17 protein-coding genes are annotated in these 21,053 nt (G+C 50.2%); 8 read left to right on the forward strand and 9 right to left on the reverse strand.

All coding sequences use genetic code 11. The annotated features are described in order from the left end of the window. The first annotated feature begins 3 nt into the window (after nt 1-3). The 4 genes from MKJ04_RS16370 to MKJ04_RS16385 all read left to right on the forward strand — a co-directional run bounded on the left by MKJ04_RS16370 (nt 4) and on the right by MKJ04_RS16385 (nt 5,910). Entirely contained in the window at nt 4-1,161 is a 1,158-nt protein-coding gene (locus MKJ04_RS16370) for an N-acetyl sugar amidotransferase (protein WP_241642738.1), read from the forward strand. A 14-nt stretch (nt 1,162-1,175) separates the two neighbouring features. Beyond that, on the forward strand, nt 1,176-2,060 hold the full coding sequence (locus tag MKJ04_RS16375; RefSeq protein ID WP_241642739.1) for a methyltransferase domain-containing protein: 885 nt from the start codon (nt 1,176-1,178) through the stop codon (nt 2,058-2,060). Between the two features lie 83 nt (nt 2,061-2,143). Further along, a complete protein-coding gene (locus tag MKJ04_RS16380) occupies nt 2,144-3,973 on the forward strand; it encodes a hypothetical protein (protein ID WP_241642740.1) in 1,830 nt (609 codons plus the stop codon). Between the two features lie 521 nt (nt 3,974-4,494). Next, nucleotides 4,495-5,910: an oligosaccharide flippase family protein gene (locus MKJ04_RS16385; protein ID WP_241642741.1), complete on the forward strand. Its 1,416-nt coding sequence runs from the start codon at nt 4,495-4,497 to the stop codon at nt 5,908-5,910. 12 nt (nt 5,911-5,922) lie between these two features. Here MKJ04_RS16385 and MKJ04_RS16390 read toward each other — a convergent pair whose 3' ends face one another. The 9 genes from MKJ04_RS16390 to MKJ04_RS16430 all read right to left on the reverse strand — a co-directional run bounded on the left by MKJ04_RS16390 (nt 5,923) and on the right by MKJ04_RS16430 (nt 17,841). Next, complete coding sequence (locus tag MKJ04_RS16390) at nt 5,923-6,579, reverse strand: CoA transferase subunit B (protein WP_241642742.1); 657 nt, start codon at nt 6,577-6,579, stop codon at nt 5,923-5,925. Nucleotides 6,580-6,600: 21 nt separating this feature from the next. Then, nucleotides 6,601-7,299, reverse strand: a complete 699-nt coding sequence (locus tag MKJ04_RS16395; protein ID WP_241642743.1) for a CoA transferase subunit A — start codon at nt 7,297-7,299, stop codon at nt 6,601-6,603. Nucleotides 7,300-7,447: 148 nt separating this feature from the next. After that, entirely contained in the window at nt 7,448-9,328 is a 1,881-nt protein-coding gene (locus MKJ04_RS16400) for a DUF389 domain-containing protein (protein WP_241642744.1), read from the reverse strand. 357 nt (nt 9,329-9,685) lie between these two features. After that, a complete protein-coding gene (locus tag MKJ04_RS16405; protein WP_241642745.1) occupies nt 9,686-10,615 on the reverse strand; it encodes a bifunctional riboflavin kinase/FAD synthetase in 930 nt (309 codons plus the stop codon). After that, on the reverse strand, nt 10,599-11,297 hold the full coding sequence (gene truB, locus MKJ04_RS16410; protein ID WP_241642746.1) for a tRNA pseudouridine(55) synthase TruB: 699 nt from the start codon (nt 11,295-11,297) through the stop codon (nt 10,599-10,601). The genes MKJ04_RS16405 and truB overlap by 17 nt, the downstream gene beginning before the upstream one ends. Before the next feature lie 2 nt (nt 11,298-11,299). Further along, nucleotides 11,300-12,133 carry an undecaprenyl-diphosphate phosphatase gene (locus MKJ04_RS16415; RefSeq protein WP_241642747.1) on the reverse strand — a complete coding sequence of 278 codons (834 nt, stop codon included), beginning with the start codon at nt 12,131-12,133 and terminating at the stop codon, nt 11,300-11,302. Next, complete coding sequence (locus tag MKJ04_RS16420; RefSeq protein WP_241642748.1) at nt 12,134-12,352, reverse strand: DUF3098 domain-containing protein; 219 nt, start codon at nt 12,350-12,352, stop codon at nt 12,134-12,136. It abuts the gene before it with no gap. Nucleotide 12,353: 1 nt separating this feature from the next. Continuing rightward, nucleotides 12,354-13,250, reverse strand: a complete 897-nt coding sequence (locus MKJ04_RS16425) for a cell division protein FtsX (RefSeq protein WP_241642749.1) — start codon at nt 13,248-13,250, stop codon at nt 12,354-12,356. Between the two features lie 103 nt (nt 13,251-13,353). Beyond that, entirely contained in the window at nt 13,354-17,841 is a 4,488-nt protein-coding gene (locus MKJ04_RS16430) for a translocation/assembly module TamB domain-containing protein (protein ID WP_241642750.1), read from the reverse strand. Between the two features lie 66 nt (nt 17,842-17,907). Here MKJ04_RS16430 and tsaD point away from each other — a divergent pair, with 66 nt between their 5' ends. From tsaD to MKJ04_RS16450, 4 genes are all read left to right on the forward strand, one after another. Beyond that, a complete protein-coding gene (tsaD, locus tag MKJ04_RS16435; protein WP_241642751.1) occupies nt 17,908-18,915 on the forward strand; it encodes a tRNA (adenosine(37)-N6)-threonylcarbamoyltransferase complex transferase subunit TsaD in 1,008 nt (335 codons plus the stop codon). A 284-nt stretch (nt 18,916-19,199) separates the two neighbouring features. Beyond that, nucleotides 19,200-19,586, forward strand: coding sequence for a thioesterase family protein (locus tag MKJ04_RS16440; RefSeq protein WP_241642752.1), 387 nt, complete (start codon nt 19,200-19,202; stop codon nt 19,584-19,586). Continuing rightward, a complete protein-coding gene (gene smpB / locus MKJ04_RS16445) occupies nt 19,587-20,054 on the forward strand; it encodes an SsrA-binding protein SmpB (protein WP_241642753.1) in 468 nt (155 codons plus the stop codon). A gap of 197 nt (nt 20,055-20,251) precedes the next feature. Next, nucleotides 20,252-21,028 (forward strand): C40 family peptidase, encoded by a 777-nt coding sequence (locus tag MKJ04_RS16450; RefSeq protein WP_241642754.1) that lies wholly within the window; start codon nt 20,252-20,254, stop codon nt 21,026-21,028. Nucleotides 21,029-21,053 lie beyond the last annotated feature (25 nt).

The raw sequence follows: 21,053 nt of genomic DNA on the forward strand, positions 1-21,053 counted from the left end.
TTAATGGAGCATAAAAACACTCAACAGCGATACAATTTACCTGATGAGATACTGTATTGTAAGAAATGTACTGTTTCTAACCAGCGGCCCCGCATCATTTTTGACGAGGAAGGGGTGTGTTCTGCCTGTCGTTTCGCGGAGTTCAAAAAAAGTAAAATCGACTGGGGGAAAAGAGAGGAGGAACTGATCGCGCTGTTAGACAAGCACAGAAGGAACGACGGTTCTTATGATGTGTTGGTGCCCTGCAGTGGCGGTAAAGACGCAGCCTATATAGCCCATGAGCTGAAGCACAAATATGGTATGAATCCCCTGACGGTTACTTGGGCACCGCATCTATACACTGAGATCGGCTGGCAAAACTTACACAATATGACAAGGGTAGGTGATTTGGCTAACATACTTGGCACCCCTCCCGGAGAGACACACCGTAAGTTAACCAAACTGGCCTTCGAGATCCTGGGAGATCCTTTTCAACCATTCATTTACGGCCAGACAAACTTCCCCTTGCAGACCGCTGTTCGATATCAGATCCCACTTATCATGTATGGTGAGAATGGCGAGGTAGAATATGGCGGGGATATGAAAAACGCATTCAGCCCTACCCGCAACTATAAAACAGACCACGTCAAGCATTATTTCTCAGGACTTGCACCTGAAGATTTAGTGCGATATGGCATCAAGGAGAATGACCTAGTGCCCTATATGGCACCGCCTAACGAGGAACTTGACAGACTAGGCACTGAACTGCATTTTTATGGTTACTATAAAAAATGGGTGCCCCAGGAAAACTATTACTATTGTGTAGAGAACACTGGGTTTCAAGCCAATCCTGTCAGAAGTGAAGGCACTTACTCTAAATATGCGTCCTTAGATGATAAAATAGATGGGTATCATTATTACCTAGCGTTCATTAAGTTCGGCTTAGGCAGGTGCACGAGCGATACCGCGCATGAGATCAGAGACGGCCATTTGACTCGGGAAGAGGGCGTGGCATTAGTGAACAGGTTTGATGGAGAGTTCCCAAAAAAATACTTCCAGACTTTTTTGGAGTACTGCGACATTACGGAAGATTACTTCTGGGAGGTGGTCGACAGTTGGCGCTCACTGCACCTATGGGAAAAGGTAGAGGGAGAATGGAAGTTAAAGCAAAAGGTTAGTTAGCAATAAGGAGTATAATGAAACACCAATTAAAAGAAGGCCTTAAAGCTTCGTTGGGAAAGCTTGGGTACAGCTTTGTTAAAACTGATAACAAGCACCAGGAAGAAGAAGACTTAGCCATCTATAGGAAAAATTATTTACCAGATAGCCTTGAGCATAAACGTTTCTATAATGTAGGAAGTGGTGATTTCTATCACCCTTATTGGTCTAACTTAGATTATGTAAGCGATTGGTATAAAGATGTTCAAAAAAATGTGATTCACATTGATCTCATGGAGAAAAAACCTCTTCCTATTGCAAGTAACTCAGCGGAAGTTTTTTACACGAGTCATACTATAGAGCATATTAAGGATGATGCTGTTCAAGTTTTATTTAATGAAGCTTATAGAGCATTAAAAAAAGGAGGATATTTTAGAGTTACCACCGGTCCTGATGCAGATAGTGATTTTGATGCTCTAATGAGAAACGATGAGGATTGGTTTTTTTGGAATAAATGGTATGAAAAACCTGGTTCCTACGAGCAAAATTACTACAAGCCTGCTACATCCGTTCCTCTTGAGGAACGCTGGCTGCATCATGTTGCTTCGCAGTTAGCCCCAAACGACAAAAGTCCTTCGGCTCATAAAATCGATGCCAAGCAGATACGAGATATTCTTAACACAAAAACTAAAGAGGAAGCTTTAAATTATTTTACCTCTTTATGCGAATTTCAAAGCGACCGACCCGGCAATCATGTATCATGGTGGAATCGCACGAAAATCAGTTCTTATCTTGAAAAGGCCGGATTTTCACAGGTATATGTGAGTGGCTATGGGCAAAGCTATTGCCCCATACTGAGAAATACTAAATTTTTCGATAATACGCATCCTCAGATTTCAGTATATGTAGAAGCCAGAAAGTAAGGGCGCTCACTAACGAAACTGCTCAGAGCTTAGAAACTGATCTAATATGACTACTTTTATCAGTTTATCTACAAAAAACTGCAATGATTTTAAACTTGAGCTATTCTGAGGAAGATGCCTTAGCCTTTGTCAGCAAAGTAGAAGATAATAGTGATATTATTGATGTCACAGGTGTATTAAACCCATCTATGACACAGCATAAGCTATGTAGCCTGCGTCAGTTGGAAGGTGCATTAAGAGTTGAAGAAAATGCTATCAAAAAATATATCACATACTGTAGTCAGTTATCGAAGACTAGAGTTTCAGGTGATGTAACAGTTAGAGATTTACAAGTTAGCAACTTTCCATTGTATTGGGGTACGGATGTTTCCGTAAAACACTATGAGTTACATTGGTTATCAGCAATCTTTCTGCTAAAGGAATCTCTAGCTTCTGGACTCATAAACCTGGATCCTCATGAAAAACATATAGTTATTCTACCAAAGGGGAGCTTACACGCGAAAATATTTCTGATTGATATTTTTAATGGTCACGATTTAAAAGAACCTAGAATAATCAGCAGGGGAGTAAACAACGAAATTCTTATACTGGCCCTCTTTTTTAAAAATATCCTTTTTAATATTATTGGGTTTTTTCGTCTTAAAATACTGTTAGCTAAGATAGGGCTCAACTCTGAAAAATTAGAAATATCTAATTTCATAATTGCAAATATTTATGCGTCTGTATGGCCAACCGATAAATGGGAAAATTATTGGGAGGCTTATTTTGGTTATTTTAACTCTAAAACAAAGGCCTGGATAGTGCCATTGTTTAATAGCTATAGAAGTGCTTACACATACAATTTCGAAAAAGTACCATCTGAGTTTATAAAGTCCTCCCCATCCTGTAAAAGCGTCGTGCTTATATGTTTTAATATTTCTTTAAGTTATCTGAAATCATTCTTTTACTTTAAAAATCAACATACTTTCATAGGTAAGGAGATAAGAAGATCACTCCTTAATTCAGGTTTTTTATTTTCACATAAATGGTTTGCCAATTTTGCAGATTCTGCAAAAAATACTAAAACTGTAGTAACTTATGATGAGGAGTTTTATCCTTCTGGAAGATATATTTCTCATGCTTTAAGTTTAAAGCGCTCAACATCTGACATCAAGTACTTTGGTTTACAGCACGGTATCTTTTTTAACCCTAGTCATACAGTATATACGCTTACTGATGCAGAGATTACCCCTTTAAAGAATGGCGATGGGCTACCATTACCACAAAAGTTTTTAGTTTGGAGTGATTATTTTAAGAAAACATTTTTAAGCAACAATAGCATACCTGATGACTTTGTACTTCCGCTTGGGAGTATAAAGCATATTCTCAGTCCACAGGTTAAAGCACCAATTTGCAGAGACGATGGGCCCATTAATATCTTGTGGTGTACCACTCTACAGCATTTTGCAAAACTTGAATATGGATACTTTAGAAAAGGAATCGAAAAGTACGCAGATAGGGCACACCTTATAATTAGGAAACATCCGGGCAATCACATATCAAATACTTTTCTGCTCGATCTGTTAGAGAAGAGCGGTATCAAGAACTATTCTTTTTCAGAAAACAAAAATATTCTGGATGATATAGTGAATGCTGATATAGTACTATCTACTTCCTACAGTACTACTTTCATTGATGCTATGTTTTTAGGTAAACCTTCAATAAGATTTTATAACTATGCTTCTTATCCTGTATTAACTGATATAGGGGCGGGCTCTGTGATGGTATTTTCAGAGCAAGAATTTATGGGTGCTATATCCAATTATATGGATACCGGCAAAATGTTAGAATACAGCCCGAATAACTTGAGTGATTTTGTTTATAATGACATAGAGTTGTGGGATCAGCTCGTTTTATCTAATCTGAGCGCTTAACAGAGGCGCTCCTGTGAGTCAACTGGCGATAGCTGTAGATGACACTATATCCCTGTTGACTAAGGTTGTACTCCTATTGACGCAAGTAGAGCCTAACGAGGGTTTGGGATTCAGCACAACGATACGCTGGTATAAATAAGCCCAGGCTGTGGACTGGTGGATCGCCTGCATAATAAGGTGCCGAGGCTGGAGAAAATAGCCGCCGACAATGGCTACCGCACTACCATCACCGACCATGCGGATGGCAGGTACGGATAAGAGGTGGAATTAACAAAGGCCGGAATCAGCCAAAGGCTTTGTGCCGGAAAAGAACAGATGGACCGTGGAGAGAAGCTTCGGATGGCTTAACCTTAGGCGAAGATTGGCGAAAGCTATAAAAAAACGATGGAGTCAGCTGAGGCCATGCTACATGTTGCTTTCATCACTTCCCTACTCAACAGAGTAAGCGAAAAAAAACAGTTTATCACAGAATCTAAACAAACTCTTACTATCAATACTCATCATTTTCTGACTCCTACGCATTGATTAAGAAACTTTTTTCTCATTCTATTATATATGCTTTGGGACCTCAGATCCCGAAAGTTGCAGGTATTTTTATACTACCGTTGATTACTAAGTACCTGACTGCAGCAGATTATGGCATTATAGGGGTTGTAACGGCTTATACTGGTTTGTTGAGTGGTTTGCAAGATCTAGGTATTGCAGTGCCTATGGTAAACACTTTTTACAAACATCCAAAGCGTTGGAAATTTATCTGGAGGCAATTTCACGGCTTTATTTCAGTTTGGTCTGTAGTATTTGCTTTTTTACAGGCAGCCTTACTTTACGCTGTGATACCAGAAGAAGCTTATGATAACCGCTTAGCTATTATATTACTGAATGTTGTGCCAATAGCTTTGTTTAGCACGACTATAAATTTCTGCTCCAGGTATTACCAATTCGCGCAAAAGCCCTTGTACATTTCTTTTGTAAGTGCACTAGTTGGTATCATCACTATGGTACTTAATATTGTGACCATTGTGCATTTTGAATTAGGATATTTAGGTTGGATGCTCTCTAGCGCTTTGAGTACTTTCATTTCGTTTGTGCTTTATGCTATTCCGCTCTACTACAAGCACATGATCAGACCAATTCTCAGATTTAACAGAAAGTATATATATAGTCAATTAAAAGTTGCCTTACCTACTATACCGCATAACTATTCTGCTTACCTCCTAAACTCTAGCGATAGAATGGTGATGGACATATTAGGAATTAATATCAATAAACTCGGCTTATATAATTTAGCCTATACCTTTGGTAACTACTTTGAGTTTGGGGGAAATGCAGTTGGAATGGCAGTTGGTCCGTTGACTACTAATTTGATGGCGGAGGGAAACAGCAACGCAGAGGAGAAGCTAAGGAATCTGATATTCTTTTTACAGATCGGTTTTATCTCAGTCTCTTTTCTTGTGTGCCTGTGGTGTAAAGAGTTGTTTCAGTTATTGATCAATAATGTGGAGCTGCAACAGGCTTATGGCATTGCTATAATCATTATCATGGGTTATAACTATAGACCGATGTATTGGGCAGTTATAAATAGGTTGTGTTACTTTGAAAAAACACAGCATCTTTGGAAAATATCACTCGTTGCGGGTATACTTAATGTCGTGCTTAACTTCATTTTTATACCTATATACGGCTATATGGCAGCTGCTTATACTACTTTTGTTTCATTACTTGTTATTGGCTTTTCTGGGTTTCTGTTCAATACATATAAAGAAACAACAGTGGCGGACATAAAATATCAGCCACTGTTCTGGCTGGTTCTCATAATAGCGTTTACAGGAATAGTGCTGGTGCTAAAAGACACTGCTACCGTTTATAAAATAGCTATCACGGTTTTAACGCTTGTGGCCGCATTAATTGCCGCCAGAAAGTATGCTCCGGTAGATTAAACGCGTTTTATTTTATACCTCTATCTCCGGCACCTCCCCCTTCACAATAAGATTCCCCTCCGTGGCAGTTTTAATCTCCTCCACCGAGACCCCAGGGGCGCGTTCCAAAAGCTTAAAGCCTCCTTCAACCACCTCCAGCACCGCCAGGTCCGTCACGATTTTCTTGACGCAACGCACGCCGGTGATGGGCAGCGAGCATTTCTTCAGCAGCTTTGAGGAGCCGTCGCGGGCGGTATGCTGCATGGCCACAATGATGTTTTTGGCGGAGGCCACCAGGTCCATGGCACCGCCCATGCCTTTCACCATTTTGCCCGGAATTTTCCAGTTGGCAATGTCGCCGTCCTCCGATACCTCCATGGCGCCCAGGATGGTGAGGTCCACGTGCTCGCCCCGGATCATGGCAAAGCTGTCGGCGGAGTTGAAGATAGCCGAGCCGGGCAGGGTGGTAATCGTCTGCTTGCCCGCGTTGATCAGGTCGGCATCTACCTGGTCTTCGGTAGGGAAGGGGCCCATACCCAGCAAGCCGTTCTCCGACTGCAGCACCACTTCGATGCCCTCTGGTATATAGTTAGCCACAAGCGTGGGGATGCCGATGCCTAGGTTAACGTACATCCCGTTTTTTACCTCCTTGGCAATGCGCTTCGCGATGCCGTGTTTATCTAGTCCCATTTTGTCTTTGTCTGTTTTAGATTAAGCGGTTCTGACGGTGCGCTGCTCGATGCGCTTCTCATAATGATCCCCCTGAAAAATGCGCTGCACAAAGATGCCGGGGGTATGGATCATGTTGGGGTCCAACTCGCCGGCCGGCACCAGTTCCTCTACCTCCGCCACCGTGACTTTGCCAGCGGTCGCCATCATGGGGTTGAAATTGCGGGCTGTGCCTTTGTAGATCAGGTTGCCCGCCGTGTCCCCTTTCCAGGCCTTCACAAAGGAAAAATCGGCTTTCAGCCACGACTCCAGCAGGTACATCTTGCCGTCAAATTCCCGTGTCTCCTTTCCTTCCGCTACTTCGGTGCCATACCCGGCGGGGGTATAAAAGGCGGGAATCCCGGCGCCTCCCGCGCGAATCCGCTCCGAAAGCGTTCCCTGGGGCACAAGCTCCACATCCAACTCGCCGGAAAGCAGCTGTCGCTCAAACTCGGCGTTCTCTCCCACATAACTCGAAATCATTTTTTTAACCTGACGCTTTTGCAGGAGCAGGCCAATGCCAAAGTCATCTACCCCGGCGTTGTTGGATATGCAGGTCAGGTCTTTCACACCGAGCCGCAGCAGCTCCCGGATCGCGTTTTCGGGGATGCCGCAAAGGCCAAAGCCCCCTAACATCAGCGTCATGCCATCCTGGATGCCCCGCAGGGCGGCGCTGGCATTTTCTACTGTTTTGTTGATCATAGTGTAGGTAAAGTGGTTGATTCAGGTAATTTATGTATAAAATGGGCCATATCGAAACGGAGCCTTTGTATTTTTTGAAATCGACACGCACCTGCGTAAGCGGTTCAAGAGCATGCACAGGGGGTATGCGCAATATACGGGACGCAGTTTAGCGACGCATGCTGACGACGATCTCTAGTTGTACATCCTGCTTGATGCGGCGCTGTATGGCTTGTTTCACTTTTTCGAGGTCCTCGCTATTGATAGGGTCTTTCGCCACCAGCTTGATGCTGATCAGCAGGGGCATGTTGCCACGTACCACCGCCACGTCCTTGATCACGATCTCGCCTACGCGGTAATTTTCTAGGGAGCGGGTGATGTTTCGCTCGCGCACGATGTCTGCAAAGCCATACCCTAGCGGAAAGCTGATCAGCACTACCACCAGCAGCGAGGCGATTAATCCTTTGCGTGCCAGATGAAAAGGGCTAAAGCCCAGTAGCATAAAGGTAAAAGCGGCTGCCAGCACAATGCCCGTGAGGTTGGTGAAGAACAGCAGCAGCGCCCCCATAAACACATCGCCGTCGCCCCAGCCAATTCCTATACCCGACACCGCTAGTGGGGGCACGAGCGCCACGGCGATGGCAACACCGGCCAGGGTTTTGGCCACCTCTTCCCGGGCATGGGCGTAAGCGCCCGCTATACCCGAAACGATAGCTACCCCCAGGTCCAGCAAATTCGGACGTATGCGGGCAGTAATCTCGGCATTCAGGCTGTGCAGCGGTGTGAACAGCGTGATCAGAATGGCCGCGCAGTAGCTGAGCAGTAACCCCAGGCCAATTGTTTTCACGCTGCTGGCAATCAGTTGCCGCTCCTGGCGCAACACCCCCATCGACAGGGAGATGATCGGAGACATCAGGGGAGCCAGGATCATGGCCCCGATAATCACTGGGGAGGAATTGGAAAACAGGCCCAGGGCGGCCAGCAGCGTCGAGAGCACCATCAGCGTCAGGTATGGGCTTTTCACTTTCGCGTTTTCGCGCAACACCATAAAGAGATCCTTGAACTCCTCGGTAGAGGCGTGATATACCCACGACAGGGGCTTGGTGCTCAATTCCCGCAGATACGTCTCGCCTTTCGGCAGCTTGTTCACACGGTAGATTTCGGCGGGCTCGCCAGCCTGCTCGTCTGCCACCAAAAAGCGCCCCGGCACAACCTGAAAGGCATTGTTGTATACCTCCAGCTCAATGCTGTCCGCGCTCATCAGGCTATTGTCCTGGGAGAAATCTATGGGCGCAGAACTCTCAATGCGGACGCTCTTTGCCTTGATATGGCCGATAAAGGAGGGGAGTCGCTTCAGACTGGAGCCGCTGGCAAGGGAGTTGAAATAATACCGAAGCAGCTGAATGATGCTTTTGGGGGATAGTATCAGCACATGCATCCTGCCAGTGTTCATGTCGGAGCGGCTAACCAGTCTGCCCGTCAGGTAGGAGGTTTTGCCGTGCAACACCGAAATAAGGCCAATTGCAGCGGTGGTGAGAGGGGACTTGTCTTCGGTGGTAATCGTGAAAGTGCGCGGCACCAGCATCTTGCCTCCCCTGAAAACGGCGATCATTTTCTCCAGAAAAGAAAGGATGCTGTTTTTAGAAACGCTGCCTGCCATCAGGCTCAGGCTGTTGCCAAAAACAATCTTATTGACGACGGGGCGGCCGTTGCAGAGCAGCAGGTCCGCGCAAACAGCGTTTTTGGCATCATTAATGTCTTCCAGCGCCTGGTCCAGCGAGTCCGCGACGCCATAGCCCATACGCGCCTCTTTCATACGCGGGTGCGGAAGCAGCGTAAGTGTACACGCTTTGCCCAGTATGCCAGTAATCAACTCAATTAATTGCTCATCACTGAGATAGGTGATGATGTTGCTCTCTGGATGAATATCCGCTATGTCATTGATGTGATAGGGCAGAGGTGTTGGGCCATGCGCCGTTAGTGCCGGGAGCACCGTTTGTTCTACTGTTTGCTGTTCCTGTATGTCGTATAGCAGTAAAGTGTTGGTCATTCTGAGGTATAAAAGGTTGCGTGTTGTGGGCTGTGTCAGCGCGCGCGTGGCATCCATACCCATGGTGTCGCAAGGTGGTAAGCATGTGGAAAACCAGGGCGCTGTGTAACCATGTATTAGGCACCGAGCTGCGATGAAACGAACTATTTCAGGCGCCGGGTTGCCGATGTGGCCGCACAAAAGTCTTTGCTATACGGTGCTTCGTTTCGGAGGGTGGCGCATTTCAGCCTTTTTGCAGACTGCGGAAATAAAAAACGGCAGCCCTTTGGGGACCGCCGTGGTTGAGTGCATGTATAAACTATATACTTTGGAAGCGAGATTTAAACATGCGCTGAAATGCTCTTCGCATATGTTAAGCTAATGGTGCAGTAACTGTTTTGTCTGTTCTTTATCCAACGCCAGCTGCGCCTTCAGCTCCTCCAGGCCGTCGAATTTCTGCTCGTGGCGGAGCAGTGCCACAAACTCCACCGTCAGGGTCTGTCCGTAAATGTCGCGGTCAAAGCCCAGAATGTGCACCTCCAGGGTCAGCGTTGTGCCCTCCACGGTAGGCCGCATGCCGATGTTCATCATACCGGGGTGCTTCTCCTGTGCGTGCCGCACCCAAACGGCGTATACGCCCTGCCCGGGCACCTGCTTATGATTGGCGGGCAGCGCCAGGTTGGCTGTCGGAAAGCCAATGGTGCGCCCCAGCCTGTCGCCCTCCACTACCACCGACGTAAGCGGGTAGTTGCGGCCCAGGTAGCGGTTCGCCGTCTCGATGTCTCCCTCCTCCAGCGCCTTCCGGATCTTGGTGGAGCTTACCGCCACATCGTCCACATCCTGGCGCGGAATTTCCTCCACCTCAAAGCCATACTGTGCCGACCGCGCCTTCAGGTTCTCGAAGCTGCCCTCGCGGTTTTTGCCGAAGCGGTGGTCATACCCGATCACAAGCACTTTAGTGTTGATGGTGCGCACCAGCACATCCGTGATAAAACTCCGGGAACTGGTGCGGGAGAACTCCTTGGTGAACGGGATAATCAGGAGATAGTCGATGCCATAGCTGCGCAGCTGCTCAATGCGCTCCTCAATCGTCGAAAGCAGCTTCAGGTCATTGTCGTCCGGGAAGATCACGAGGCGGGGGTGCGGCCAATAGGTAATCACCACGCTCTGGCCATTGCTCTGGCGCGCGCGCTCACGCACGCGCTTCAGTATTTTCTGGTGGCCGATGTGCACCCCGTCGAAGGTGCCGCTGGTCACAACGGCATGGCTCAGCTGCGGGAAATCACTGATGTCACGGATTACTTCCATTGGCAGCTTCTATTTGCTTTCGTCTGATTTCCTGTATATCCTCAATCGTCAAAGCGTCTGTAAGTTTGTAATCGCCGATGCGCGTGCGGACCAGAGAGGAGAGATGCGCGCCGCAGCCTAACTGCTGGCCAAGGTCGTGGGCCAGACTGCGGATATACGTTCCTTTGGTGCAGATTACCCGGAAGGATACCTCGGCACCTTCCATGGCGGTGATGTCAAAGGCCTTTATTGTAATAGTGCGGGCCTTCAGCTCCGCGGACTTTCCCTTGCGGGCCAGGTCGTAGGCGCGTTTGCCGTCTACCATCACGGCCGAGTAAATAGGGGGAACCTGCTCTATTGTGCCCACAAAGGCGCTGGCGGCAGCCTCGATGCTTTCCCGTGTCAGGTGGCTGCTATCGCGGGTTTCTGTCACCTCGGTTTCGCGGTCGTAGGAGGGTGTGATCTCGCCCAGGCGGATGGTGCCGGTATACTCTTTCTCCTGACCCTGTATCTCGTCGATGCGCTTGGTGAACTTGCCGGTGCACAGAATCAGCAGCCCGGTGGCCAGCGGGTCCAGGGTGCCGGCATGGCCGACTTTTTTAACCCGGATGGTGTTGCGCACTTTCTTCACCACGTCAAACGAGGTCCAGTCGAGGGGCTTGTCCAGCAGCAGTATTTCGCCAGCGGCAAAATCGTAGTCCATAGTTATACCTTTAAATCAACCCCCATCGCCAGCAGCGCCAGCAGCGTAATACCCAGCGCGATGCGGTAATACCCGAACATCTTGAAGCCGTATTTGGTGAGGAAGCTGATGAAAAACTGAATCGCGAGCATAGCCACCACAAAGGCCACCGCATTGCCTACCAACAGCAGTTTCACGTCGTTGGGCTGTATCACCTCCAGGCTATTCATTATTTTTACGGTGTCGAACTTCAGCAAGTCTGATATCTCCAGCTTTAGCAGGTCGGTCACGAATTTATACATGCCGGCGGCCAGCATGGTGGGCACCGCCAGAAAGAAGGAGAACTCCGCGGCAGTCTTGCGGTCCACGCCCTGCGTCATACCCCCAATGATGGAGGCAGCCGAGCGGGACACGCCCGGGATCATGGCGATGCACTGGAAGAAGCCGATCACCAGCGCATTGCGGTAAGTGACCACTTCCTGGTCTGCGTTTTTAAACCACTTGTCCACGTAAAGCAGCACCACACCGCCCACCACCAGCATGATGGCCGTGATGGTGACGCTTTCCAGCATGGCATCAATAATGTCGTGCAGGGCAAAGCCGATGACGGCGGCAGGCAGAAAGGCTAGCAGAAGTTTCTGGTAAAAGGCAAAGCTCTGCAGAAAACGCCGCCAGTACAGCACCACCACCGACAGGATGGCCCCGAACTGGATGTTCACTTCAAAGATCTTGGTGATGGGCAGCTCGTTTATTCCCATCAGGCTGGAGGCAATGATCATGTGACCGGTAGAGGAAACGGGCAGGAATTCCGTAAGGCCCTCCACAATGGCTAAAATAATAGCCTGTAGTAAGCTCATCTATCCCTTCGGTTTATCTTTGGCCAAAATAGCGAATAACTCGATGCCGAAACCAGCCAGCACAACCAACGGCCCAAGCGTGATGCCCAGGAAACCGAGCCCGTACTGCTCCCCATCCAGCGTCATGATGATAAAGCCGATGGCCAGCACCACAATGCCAGCCAGCATGAGAATGTAGTTCTTCTTGCCGAAGGCAAGCTGTGTTTTTTCTTCTTCCATGTTAGTATAATTCGTCAAGTGAGAGGCGCAGGTACTTGCGTATGGCCCGGTATGAGCTCATAAACCCGATGATCAACCCGATCACCACCAGTGCCCCCATCAGGATGTAGGTTTGCTCGTCGTCGCGGAGCAGTTGCAGTTCCGTCACTTCGTGGTAAGCGTACTGCATTAGGGCGAAAAGCAGGGCAGAGGCGATAAAACCGCTCACGATGCCCTGCCAGGCGGCCCGATTGAGGAAAGGGCGCTGTATAAAAAACGAAGTGCCGCCCACAAGCTGCATGCTCCGGATCAGGAACCGCTGGGAGTAAAGCGCCAGTTTAATGGTGTTGTTGATCAGGATGGTAACGACCAGCAGCAGAATGAGGGCGAAGGCCAGCAGCACCAAGCTGATTTTCTGGATGTTGCTGTTGATAGACTCAATGAGGCTCTCCACATACTGCACCTCGTATACCCCATTCACTTCCTCCAGGTCCAGCTTAATGCTCTTTAGCTCCGGAGAGCTGGAGTGTTCGGGATCAATGCGGAGCACATAGGCATCGCGCAGCGGATTATCGCCAAGGAACTCCATGAAATCCTCACCGGTCTCCTCCAGAAAGGCCTTGGCACCATCTTCTTTCGAGATAAAGCGCACCTGCGCGTTACTACCCTGGTAGGCAACATATCCCTTGGCCTCAAATGTTTTTTGCAGGCGCACCAGCTGCACCTCCGTCAGGTTGCGGTCCAGGTATACCTGCATCTCGATGCTCTCCTTTACCTTGTCCGACAGTTTGCCGGCATGGATCAGCAGCAGCCCAAACAACCCGATCACAAACAGGGCCAGCGAAATGCTGAACACCACCATTGTGTGCGGGTAATTCCCGAGTTTTTTCTTTTTGATGTGTTTTACCTTTGTCGCCATACCTGAAGCCTTCCAGCGCAAAATTAGAAATATATTTTATATATGCAGGCAATGCGGCAGCCGAAACCATGTGCCAGGGCAAGTAATTTGATCGGCACCTCCCTTACAGCTCCAGCCGTGTGTCGGAGTCCAGGATAATGCGGTCGCGCTCCAGTTCGCGCTCCTGCTGCCGCCGTTGGCGCTTGTTGCTCACAAACAGCTCCCGGAAAGTGTCGAAGCGCTTGGTATGCAGCATACTGATGCTCTGGCTCTTCTGGATGCGGCCGGTATAGATGTCGGGGGCGGTGCTGTACTGGAGCCGCGCCCGGAGCTCTCCGCTCTGGGAGATATAATAGTCCAGGGTCCAGTCGCCGATGTAGGACGTGGAGTTGCCCGTGTCGTTATTTACTCCCCCAAACCCCGTCTCGTTGGTAAGGCGCAGGCGGCCGTCGAAGAACGAGTAGCTGAGGCGCAGCTGCAGCGAGGCCAGTTGCTGCTGTCCGATCCCGTCCAGGCCAATGTCAATCTCCAGGTTGCTGTCGATGGAGCTGAAAAGGTTGTTGAGCTGGCTAGAGAGCAAACTGCCCAGACTACCGCCCACGGCACTGGCACCCGCCCTGCTGTCGAAGGCCAGCGACCCCGTTGGCGACAGCCGCTGGAGCACAAGGAGACTGAACACCTGGCGGTTGAGTTCGCTCTCGTCGTTATTGATCACGCTGAGCTGGCTCTCGATATCCTGCGACGTTGACCCGGCCCCCTGTTCCTGCAGCTTTAGGCCCAGTTTTACCTGCGGCGAGAGGATTGGGCCGGTCAGGCCGATTACCGCCGTGACCGGGTAGCGCCGCTGAGTTGGGCTTGCCCCCTGCACCAATGTCTCGAGGGAGGCCATCTGGGTATAGTTGGCCGTGATGTTCATCTGCCCGTTCACAGGGTCGCCGTTCCAGGAGATCGTGCCGCCCGGCACCACGTCAAACTCGCGCGTCACGAGGCCTTCCAGCAGGTTCAGGTTGTAAGCGCCCTTCGTAATCTCGAAGGTGCCATACATGTTAAAGTCTCCGCGCGTGTCTATCGTCATCCGGATATCGCCGTTGCCTGATCCCCGGATCACGTCTCCCGTTGTCCGGTCGATGATAATCTCAAAATAGGCATCGTCTGTCACGGCCAGGTTGAAGTTCATGTTTATGCCCGACAAGTCAACCCGTTCTTCCACAGCCACCGCCACGCCGGTGCTATCGGTATTATTGTGGTTCACGAATTTGATAAAGTCCTTGCGGGCCACTTGCGTCTGATAGTCGAGGGGGAGCACGATGCGGGTATTCTCCTCGCTGCGGGCATCCACGGTAATGTTCAGGTTCTCGACCGGGCCGAGCACGCTGGCTGTGCCGGTGGCGAAGGCGGTGCCGTAGAAAAGCTCGTTCTGGGCCTCGCTGGTGTTCAAGACCATGAAGTTGCGGTAGCGTGCCTCCAAATCGATGACCATATTGTTGAAGCCATCGTGGGCTATTCCCCCTGTCATGGAGGCGCTGTTACCATATAGATCCTTTAGCTGCGCGTTCCGGAAACTGATGCTGTTGGCCCCAAAGTATATTCTGTCTGAAAACCTGTAAGTTGTGTTGAGGTAGTTAAAGGTAAACTGCCCGTTGTTTACCATCACCGAGCCTTTCAGTACCGGGTAATCGAGCCGCCCGAGTATGCGGATGCGGCCCTCCATCTCGCCCTCCAGATTGGAGAAAAGGGACTTCAGCACGGGCTCTACCAGCTTGATGTTGGCCTGGTCCATAACGGCCAGCATATCCAGTTGCTCATCTACCGACTCGGGGTTGTAGTTGCCCGACACCGTGAGCACTTTTTTGCCGTTGCGCTCAATGCCTACGTCTACCTCGGCTTTTTTCATGGCGTTGCTCCAGTCGGTGTTTCCCACCACATTGCCGATGTATACCTCGTCCAGGTAGAAGGAGTCTACCCGCATGTTGGCGGCCAGCAGCGCACGGTCATATATATCTTGGGCCACAACTTCGGCGTTCACCTTTCCGGCGAGTTTCATCGAAAGGAGCGGGTTTAGGTTGTTCAGCTGAAAATTGTCCATGTTCAGCACCAGCTTACTGCCCGGCTCATCCGACACGGTGCCCTCGGCACGGATCACCTGGTCCTGGTTGGTGAGCGCGAAATTCTCGAAGACGAGCCTGCGCCCGCTCTCGCTGATATAAAGCGTGTTGCCCGGCACAAATGCCCAGGGGTTTTGCTGCAGCACAATGTTCGAGCGGTTAAACACCACCTGCAGCTGGTTCTGAAGAAAGTTGAGGTCGCCGGTGATCACGGCGCGGTTGTTTTGCTCCGGCTGCCGGATGGCCGTCGAGAAGTTGATGGTGCGCTCGCTCCAGATGCCTTCCAGGTAAAAATCCTGGGTGCTGCCCGCAGAGGTTAGCGCCTGGCGGTCGGAGGTGAACTGGGCTGCAGCCAGCACATCGGGGTTGTTCTGTATTTTGGAGGTGTTCAGCTCCAGCTTGTTTCCATAGAGTTTATTGCCGCTGTACAGGATGGTGTCGAGGTCGGCATACAGGGCCAGAATAACGGTGGAGTTGTGCCGAAAGGAGCCTTCGACCTTCGAGAAATCCGAGATTCGCAGTTCGGGAAGAAACAGATCCAGCAGTGGGTTGACGTGCTTCAGGTAGATGTCATAGGACACGGTATAATCGGCGGGGTTTCCCTTTGGCTTGCGGGCATAGTATGCTTGCGTGGCGGCTGCGTCGCTTTCAAAGTTCAGCTTATACTCCTCCACCAGGTCTGCCAGGTCAGCAATCAGGGTGGTATAGGCAAAGTTTCCGCTTGCCCGCAGCGCCAGCAGGTCGGAGGTAAGGTATAGGCTACGGCTTTCGGGTGTGATCTCCGACCGGATCAGCAGCGAGTCTATCGCCAGCTCTTTCCCCTGGTATACTACTAGGGCGCTGTCAAAGCTGGCGGAGCCCCTGAAGGTGTCGAGGCGCAATCCCTCAAAGTCGAAGTTGGCCTTCCCGCTGATCACAAACGCCTCTGTAGTCAGTTTCAGCGCCTGTAGGTCTACGCGCTCCAGATTTGCGGCCATGTTAAAGGCGCGCCGTCCTTCGGCCAGGTTCACTTCTCCGTCTGCCTCAAATATCAGGTTAGGGTCCGCGATGGCCACTTTCCCGATAAAGTTCTGCTCCCGCAGCGTGCCGTTGGCTTTGATGTTCTGGTAATTGTAATCAAGCAGCTGCACCTGCTTGATGGTGGCATCGAGTTTCAGGTTTGCGTCTTTGAGCGTAAAGCCGGAACCCTCTACCTGACCGCTCATCGAAATGCGCCTGATCTGGTCTTCTGCGTTCAGCAGCCTGCCGATGTTAAAGCCATCTGTGGTCACGTAGCCTTTGTAGGAAGAGGCGCGGGTGCGGTCGTCTATTTTAAGGTTGATGTCAGACTGCAGGTTGCCCAAGGCGGTCCTGAACTTGCCGTTCGCCACAAAGTCGTTGTAGAAGCCCAAAAAGCGGCCTTCCAACTGCACGGTCCCCAGCCTGGCTACCGTGGCGTAGGTGTCTTTGGGCAGAAACTGTTTCAGGTCCCGGGCATCCAGGGTGGAGGGCTTTAGGCGCAGGTTGGCAAAGGTCTCCTCCGCGTTAGGCAATCCGTCTGCGCTAATGCTGCCCACGATATGGGTGTTCTCCCCATACGCCAGGTCCACGTTGGTGGCGTTGAAGTCCTTCACTTTTCCCTTTAGCTCAAGCGAGTTAATCAGCAGATTCTCATTATACTCCTTCAGCTGTGGGGCAAAGGTGGCAATGTCCTGTGAGTAGATCCTGGAGTTCTCCAGGTTTCCTGTCATCGTCACGCTGTCCACAAAATTCGAGAAGTCCCCGAACTGGCTGTAATCGAAGCGCAGGTAGTGCTGCAGGTTGCTTTCGTTCACCTGCAGGTCAAGTGCGTCCCATTCCCAGAAGGTGTCGGCGTAGGTCATGCGGGTGTCGAGGTTGAGCAGGCGGGTGTTGGAGCGCGTTTCGATGGCCGTCAGCCCGGCCACAGTAACTCGAAGCGTATCCTCCAGCTGCAATTCGCTGAAGCTGCCCGTAATGTGGTCAAGCGTGAGGTGGGCGTAGTCCATGCCGTAGTCCGTGCGGGCTTGGTTGAAGTCATCATAGGTGAATCGACCGTCTTTGATGCGCAGCTCGTTAAGCCCGAAGGTGAAGGGGGCGCTGGCGGGCTTCGTGGTGTCCTTCACAAAAAGCTCGCCCAGCTTATTTAAGAAACTATTTAGGTTAAGCGTGTCAGTTCCCTCATATACAGCCAGGTTTGCGCGGGGACGGTCCAGCTCCAACGTGTTCAGGAGCAACGTGTTTGGGTCGAAGATAGAGAAGGCGTCGATGGCTGCCGCTGCCTTGCCGATGTATAGCATCTCATTTTCGCGTCTGTCCAGCACCCGTACTTCCTCCAGAATGATATTGCTGAAAAAAGCGATGTCGATGCGGCCGATGGTCACTTTGTGGCCCACTGTCTCAGACAGATAGGCGGCCGCCTTCTGTGCCAGCTTCGTTTGCACCCCAGGGAATCGGATAGCCACAAAAACTGCCGCAAACAGCAGCATCAGCAATAGGAATAGCCCCAAAGCTGTTTTAAGAATAGCTTTTCCTATAACTTTGAAGTAATTTGTTGACTGTTCTTTTTCCAAAAGATGACTGAACCTACGATTTTAGCGATCGAATCTTCCTGCGATGAAACCTCTGCCGCCGTTATACGCGGAGGAAAAGTGCTCTCGAACATTGTGGCCACGCAGGCCGTGCACGAGCTTTATGGCGGTGTGGTGCCGGAACTTGCCTCCAGAGCACACCAGCAAAACATTATACCTGTGGTAACGCAGGCTTTGCTTACGGCAAATGTAGCAAAAAGTGAGCTAAATGCGGTTGCCTTCACGCGTGGCCCCGGCCTTTTGGGCGCGCTGCTTGTCGGGTGCTCGTTCGCCAAGTCGTTTGCGCTTGGCCTCGGCATCCCGCTGATTGAGGTAAACCACATGCAGGCGCACATCCTGGCCCATTTTATAGACGACCCAAAGCCTGCTTTTCCCTTCCTCTGCCTCACCGTGAGTGGGGGCCATACGCAGGTGGTGCTCGTGAAAAGCCATCTTGAGATGGAGATCCTGGGCCAGACCACCGACGACGCCGTGGGGGAGGCCTTCGACAAAATCGCCAAGATGCTAGGCCTGGCATACCCCGGCGGACCGATGCTGGACAAAACCGCCGCCCAAGGCAACCCGGACGCCTTTTCCTTTCCGGTGAGCAATATGCCAGGGTATGACTTTTCTTTCAGCGGCATCAAGACATCGGTGCTTTATTTCCTCAGAGATAAAACGAAGGCAGCACCAGCTTTCGTACAGGAGAACATGGCCGATATCTGCGCCAGTGTACAGAAAACGCTCATCAAAACCCTACTGAAGAAACTGAAGCAGGCCGCCGCTGATTTAGGGATCCGGGAAATCGCCATTGCCGGTGGCGTGTCTGCCAATACCGGACTGCGCCATACCCTGCAGGAGGAGGCAAAAAAACATAACTGGAACGTATACATCCCAGCATTTCAGTATTGCACCGATAATGCAGGTATGATTGCCATTTCAGCTCATTACCAGTATCTTAAAGGCGACTTCGCAACGCAGTATGTAAGCCCGGAACCAAGGATGAGAATTTAGTTATTCGTTGATCGTTTTTTGTGTTTAGTGTATCGTTGTTCGTGTTTTGTATATAGTATATTTGATGATGGGGTCGTTTAACATGTACACGGCAGCAACTTAAAGAATTAATTTTGTGGACTCTTGAATACAAAAGTTAGGATATCTGTTTGGAGGTATACTCATTTTTAAAGATATCTCCATTATAGAGCCCTCCCGCAGTTTATATATTTATATATAAACCCAAACCACTCATACCATCGAAAAACGATCAACGAAACACAAAAAACGAAAAACGATCAACGATGTTAATTCCAGGAGACACCAGAACTTACGTAAAGCATGTGACGGCCGCAGACTTTGCCTCCTTTGAGGATGGGTTGGTACATGCCGTGTGCTCTACGTTTGCGCTGGCACAGGCCGTGGAATGGGCTGGGCGGCTCTTTGTGCTGGAACTGAAGGAAGGGGATGAAGAAGGGATCGGCACGTTCCTGATGATCGCCCACAAGGGACCCGCCTTTGCGGGGGAGGCGCTTGAAATTACGGCAACGCTGCAGAAGTATGACGGCCGCGAGGTTGTCTGCTCTTTTGTGGCACAAGTTGGTACCCGCGTGGTAGCCACCGGCGAAACCGGACAGAAAATTCTAAAGAAAGAAAAATTAGCCAGCATACTGGCACCCAGAAACAACTAAATGGCAAAAGAAAAAGACAGAATTCAGAAGCACGTGAACATTGTGAACCGCAAGGCTTCCTTCGAGTTCCAGTTTATAGAGAAATATATTGCCGGTATGATGCTGAAGGGTACCGAGATCAAGTCGATACGGGAAGGCAAGGTGAACCTGCAGGATGGGTACTGCGTGTTTCAGCGCCAGGAGCTTTGGTTGCACAACGCGCACATCGCGCCTTACACAGAGGGCACGCACTACAACCACGAACCGACCCGCCCCCGTAAACTGCTCCTGAGCAAGAGAGAGCTCCGCAAGCTGGAAAGTGGGGCAGAGGAGCAGGGAATCACGATCATACCCTACCGCGTATTCATTTCAGAGCGGGGATTCGCTAAAGTGGAGATTGCGCTGGCCCGTGGCAAAAAGCTGTACGACAAGCGCCAGGACATCAAAGAAAAGGACGTGAAGCGCGAGATGGACAGAGCGGGGTATTAAGGATAATTTTGAATAGTTGAATGAATGAATTTTGAATGAGGGTATAACTCCTATTCGGTTGGTGAAAATGCGAGTCTCTTAACTGGCTTGTCACACATCCATGAAATTTATACTTCCTGCTTTTCCCTTTTCAAAATCTTTTATTTAAAACACCTTATTCAGTTATCCAATTTTCAATCATTCAAAATTATAAAAAAGTGGAATACGGAATATGCATGCTCAGCCTGGTGCCGATGCGCGCCGAGACGTCTGACAAGGCCGAGCTTGTGACGCAAGTGCTGTTTGGCGAGTGCTATGAGGTAGTGGCCACCGAGGGCAACTGGCTGCAGCTGCAACTGGCCAGCGATGGCTACCGTGGCTGGATCGATCAGAAGCAACATACCCCCGTTACGGCGGAGTACTATAAGGAGTGGCGCCGTGCTTCCCATCAGCGCGTAACCGACCTCTTTCAGGTGATCCGGAAGGGCACGGTGCAGATTCCGGTGAGCATTGGCAGTTACCTCCCGTTTTACAACGGCAAGCAAATCGACATCAACGGGGAGAAGTATAGCTACGACGGGGAAGCCTCCAGCACCGATGTGCTGCCCACCAAGGAGCAACTGGCGGCATTTGCCACAAGGTTTTTAAAGGCACCCTACCTTTGGGGCGGGAAGTCTATCTTCGGGATCGACTGTTCCGGGTTTATGCAGCAGCTTTATGGCATTTGCGGCTATCAGCTGCACCGCGATGCCTACCAGCAGGTGGCGTATGGGGAGGAAGTGCACTTTGTGGAGCAGGCAAAACCTGGTGACCTGGCCTACTTCTCTAATGAGGAGGGAAGGATCGTGCACGTCGGGATGGTGTTGGATGACCAGCAGATCATACATGCCCACGGCGAGGTGCGCATCGACCGGCTGGACCACGTCGGGATCTACAACGATACACAGAAACGCTACTCACACCAGCTGCGCATCATCAAACGTATTTTGCACTAAGTTGCGGGGCAATTCTTTGAACCTA

The organism is Pontibacter sp. E15-1 (genome assembly GCF_022601975.1).
Taxonomy (GTDB): Bacteria; Bacteroidota; Bacteroidia; order Cytophagales; family Hymenobacteraceae; genus Pontibacter.

Excerpts from the sequence above, each read along its gene's own strand:
- tsaD (WP_241642751.1), top strand. The coding sequence starts at position 17,908 with ATGACTGAACCTACGATTTTAGCGATCGAATCTTCCTGCGATGAAACC.
- MKJ04_RS16415 (WP_241642747.1), bottom strand. The coding sequence starts at position 12,133 with ATGAGCTTACTACAGGCTATTATTTTAGCCATTGTGGAGGGCCTTACG.
- MKJ04_RS16395 (WP_241642743.1), bottom strand. The coding sequence starts at position 7,299 with ATGATCAACAAAACAGTAGAAAATGCCAGCGCCGCCCTGCGGGGCATC.
- MKJ04_RS16390 (WP_241642742.1), bottom strand. The coding sequence starts at position 6,579 with ATGGGACTAGATAAACACGGCATCGCGAAGCGCATTGCCAAGGAGGTA.
- MKJ04_RS16400 (WP_241642744.1), bottom strand. The coding sequence starts at position 9,328 with ATGACCAACACTTTACTGCTATACGACATACAGGAACAGCAAACAGTA.
- MKJ04_RS16425 (WP_241642749.1), bottom strand. The coding sequence starts at position 13,250 with ATGGCGACAAAGGTAAAACACATCAAAAAGAAAAAACTCGGGAATTAC.
- MKJ04_RS16375 (WP_241642739.1), top strand. The coding sequence starts at position 1,176 with ATGAAACACCAATTAAAAGAAGGCCTTAAAGCTTCGTTGGGAAAGCTT.
- truB (WP_241642746.1), bottom strand. The coding sequence starts at position 11,297 with ATGGACTACGATTTTGCCGCTGGCGAAATACTGCTGCTGGACAAGCCC.
- smpB (WP_241642753.1), top strand. The coding sequence starts at position 19,587 with ATGGCAAAAGAAAAAGACAGAATTCAGAAGCACGTGAACATTGTGAAC.
- MKJ04_RS16405 (WP_241642745.1), bottom strand. The coding sequence starts at position 10,615 with ATGGAAGTAATCCGTGACATCAGTGATTTCCCGCAGCTGAGCCATGCC.
- MKJ04_RS16380 (WP_241642740.1), top strand. The coding sequence starts at position 2,144 with ATGATTTTAAACTTGAGCTATTCTGAGGAAGATGCCTTAGCCTTTGTC.
- MKJ04_RS16370 (WP_241642738.1), top strand. The coding sequence starts at position 4 with ATGGAGCATAAAAACACTCAACAGCGATACAATTTACCTGATGAGATA.
- MKJ04_RS16440 (WP_241642752.1), top strand. The coding sequence starts at position 19,200 with ATGTTAATTCCAGGAGACACCAGAACTTACGTAAAGCATGTGACGGCC.
- MKJ04_RS16420 (WP_241642748.1), bottom strand. The coding sequence starts at position 12,352 with ATGGAAGAAGAAAAAACACAGCTTGCCTTCGGCAAGAAGAACTACATT.